Origin of the sequence: Nocardiopsis sp. TNDT3 (assembly GCF_003427465.1) — a bacterium.
Taxonomy (GTDB): domain Bacteria; phylum Actinomycetota; class Actinomycetes; order Streptosporangiales; family Streptosporangiaceae; genus Nocardiopsis; species Nocardiopsis dassonvillei.
Window position 1 is genome coordinate 1 of sequence record NZ_QPFC01000526.1, and the last position, 3363, is coordinate 3363.

General features: G+C 72.3%; 2 protein-coding genes and 1 pseudogene. All 3 read right to left on the minus strand.

Annotated elements, in window-relative coordinates:
- Positions 1–264, minus strand: a pseudogene (locus DQW06_RS13715) (murein transglycosylase); the annotation flags it as partial.
- Between the two features lie 193 nt (positions 265–457).
- Complete coding sequence (locus tag DQW06_RS13720; RefSeq protein ID WP_041552882.1) at positions 458–1561, minus strand: GuaB3 family IMP dehydrogenase-related protein; 1104 nt, start codon at positions 1559–1561, stop codon at positions 458–460.
- A 120-nt stretch (positions 1562–1681) separates the two neighbouring features.
- The gene (guaB, locus tag DQW06_RS13725; RefSeq protein ID WP_013155027.1) at positions 1682–3178 is read right to left on the minus strand and encodes an IMP dehydrogenase; all 1497 of its coding nucleotides are present in this window, start codon (positions 3176–3178) and stop codon (positions 1682–1684) included.
- Between the last annotated feature and the right edge of the window lie 185 nt (positions 3179–3363).

Below are 3363 nucleotides of genomic sequence, written 5' to 3' on the forward strand. Positions count from 1 at the left end.
GGGGTCGCCCTCCTCCGGGGTCACGTCCGCGGGCTCCGGCGGGCCGGTGAGCTCGTCGTGGGGCGGGGTCTGGATCGTGCCCGCCGGCGGCTCGACGCCCGAGGCGCTGGGCGGCGACCACTCGTTGAACGCGTCGGAGATCCGGTTGACCAGGACGACCACTCCACCGGTCAGCAGCAGGCACACCGTCAGCGTCACGCAGACGGCGACCAGCGGGCCACGACTCCGGCGCCCCTCGGCCCCGGACGTGCGTCGTTCACCCATGGGCTCTCCACATCGTCAAGGAAACGTCAATTCCACATCACGCCGGAACCAAAGTACGCGACCGGCGGCCCCTCGTGCCCGGCGCCCTCGGGCACGGGGGGCCGCCGCGCGGCGGGGCCGCACACGCGAAGGGCCGCGCCGGCTGGGACCGGCGCGGCCCTTTCGGGTCCGTGTCCTGGGCGAACACACCCCTCTAGTGCGGGTTGACCACGACCTCGACCCGCTGGAACTCCTTGAGGTCGGTGTAGCCGGAGGTGGCCATCGTGCGACGAAGAGCACCCATGAGGTTCATGGAACCGTCGCTGGTGGAGGCCGGGCCGTGCAGGATCGACTTCAGGTCGCCGATCGTGCCGACGTGGAGGCGCTCGCCGCGCGGCAGCTCGCTGTGGTGCGCCTCGCTGCCCCAGTGGTAGCCGCCGCCGGGCGCCTCGGTGGCGCGCGCGAGCGGGGAGCCCACCATGACGGCGTCGGCGCCGCAGGCCAGGGCCTTGGCGATGTCGCCGCTGCCGGTCATGCCGCCGTCGGCGATGACGTGCACGTACCGGCCGCCGGACTCGTCCAGGTAGTCGCGGCGGGCCGCGGCCACGTCGCCGATGGCGCTGGCCATCGGCACGGCCACGCCCAGCACGGAGCGGGTGGTGTGGCCCGAGCCGCCCCCGAAGCCGACCAGCACGCCCGCGGCGCCGGTGCGCATCAGGTGCAGCGCCGCCGTGTAGGTGGCGCAGCCGCCGACCACGACCGGCACGTCCAGCTCGTGGATGAACTGCTTGAGGTTGAGCGGCTCGGCGCGGCCGGACACGTGCTCGGCCGACACCGTGGTGCCGCGGATCACGAAGATGTCCACGCCCGCGTCGACGACCGCCTTGTGGTACTGGGCGGTGCGCTGCGGCGACAGCCGGGCGGCGGTGACCAGGCCCGCGTCGCGGATCTCCTCGATCCGGCGGCCGATCAGCTCCTCCTGGATCGGCGCCGCGTAGATCTCCTGGAGCCGCCGGGTGGCGGCGACGTCGTCGAGCTCACGGATCTCCTGGAGCAGCGGATCCGGGTCCTCGTAGCGGGTCCAGAGCCCTTCGAGGTCGAGCACGCCGAGGCCGCCCTGCTCGCCCACGGCCACGACGGTCCGGGGCGAGGCCACGCTGTCCATGGGGCTGACCACGAGCGGGGTCTCGAACCGGTAGGCGTCGATCTGCCAGGCGATGGACACCTCCTCCGGGTCCCGCGTCCGCCGGGCAGGCACGATCCCGATCTCGTCGAGCTCGTAGGCCCGGCGTCCGTTCTTGCCCAGCCCGATCTCCACCTGAGCCAACGTTTCGATCCCCTCTGACGTGCCTCGCCGGACGGTCTACCGGCGCGTTTCCTGCCGCCGTGAGTCTATCGACCCCGAAGGGGGGCGGCGCCGGGCCGCCCGGCCGCCGCGTCAGCGGGCGTTGTAGTTGGGCGCCTCGACCGTCATCTTGATGTCGTGCGGGTGGCTCTCGCGCAGACCGGCGCTGGTGATGCGCATGAGCTGGCCGCGCTCGCGCAGCTCGTCCAGCGTACGGGTCCCGGCGTACCACATGGACTGGTGCAGACCGCCGACGAGCTGGTGGGCGACCGCCTGGAGCGGGCCGCGGAAGGGCACCTGGCCCTCGATGCCCTCGGGGACCAGCTTGTCCTCGCTGGCCACGTCGGCCTGCGCGTAGCGGTCCTTGGAGAAGGAGCGGCCGCGCATGGCGCCGAGCGAGCCCATGCCCCGGTAGGCCTTGAACTGCTTGCCGTTGATGAAGATCAGCTCACCGGGGCTCTCCTCCACGCCCGCGAGCAGGCTGCCGAGCATCACGGTGCTGGCCCCGGCCGCGATGGCCTTGGCGATCTCACCGGAGTACTGGAGCCCTCCGTCGGCGATGAGCGGGACGCCCGCCGGGCCGCACGCCTTGGCGGCCTCCAGGATGGCGGTGAGCTGCGGGGCGCCCACACCGGCCACGACCCGCGTCGTGCAGATGGAGCCCGGGCCCACACCGACCTTGACGGCGTCGGCCCCGGCGTCGATGAGCAGCTGCGCCCCGGCGCGGGTGGCGACGTTGCCCGCGACGATGTCGGCGCGCGAGTTGGCCTTGAGCTTGGCGATCATGTCCGCGAGCCCCGAGGAGTGGCCGTGGGCGGTGTCCACGACGATGAAGTCGACACCGGCCTCCACGAGCCGCTTGGCGCGCTCCTCCGCCTCGGCGCCCACGCCCACGGCGCCGCCGACGACGAGGCGGCCGTCTGCGTCCTTGGTGGCGTCGGGGTACTGCTCGCTCTTGATGAAGTCCTTGACGGTGATCAGGCCGCGCAGCCGGTTCTGGCCGTCGACCAGCGGCAGCTTCTCGACCTTGTGCCTGCGCAGCAGGTCGAAGGCCTGCTCCCGGCTGACGCCCACGGGGGCGGTGACCAGGTTCTCCGTGGTCATCACGTCGCGGACCAGGCGGCCCCGGTCGCTCTCGAAGCGCATGTCCCGGTTGGTGACGATGCCGACCAGGATCCCGGCGCCGTCGGTGACGGGCACGCCGGAGATCCGGTAGTGGGCGCACAGGCGCTCGACCTCGGCGAGGGTGTCCTCGGGCTGACAGGTGACCGGGTCGGTGACCATGCCCGCCTCGGAGCGCTTGACCAGGTCGACCTGGCTGGCCTGGTCCTCGACGGAGAGGTTGCGGTGCAGGACGCCCGCGCCGCCCTGGCGGGCCATCGCCACGGCCATGCGTGCCTCGGTGACGGTGTCCATCGCCGCGGACAGCAGCGGGATCCGCAGCGTGAGGTTGCGCGACAGGCGGGTGGTGGTGTCGACCTCGCCCGGCTGGAGATCGGAGTAGGCCGGGACCAGAAGGACGTCGTCGTAGGTCAGTCCGGGGGGAAGGAGTTTGTCCCCGTAGTCGCTGTACTCCTGGCTCTGGCCCATGACACAACCTCCGCTTTCCCGGCACACCTGCGCGGTCTCGCCCTCGCGTGTCGTCTCATCCTAGGTCGTGGTCCCGTGCGCCTCCGGTGGAACAGGGTGTTTGACCCGTCACCCCGGGCCGAAAGTGACCAGCCTCACGGTTTGCGCGGCCCTCTCTCCGCCCCCGCCCCGCACGCGGTTTCCCC

Coding starts and splice junctions, on each gene's coding strand:
- guaB (WP_013155027.1), bottom strand. CDS start 3,178: ATGGGCCAGAGCCAGGAGTACAGCGACTACGGGGACAAACTCCTTCCC.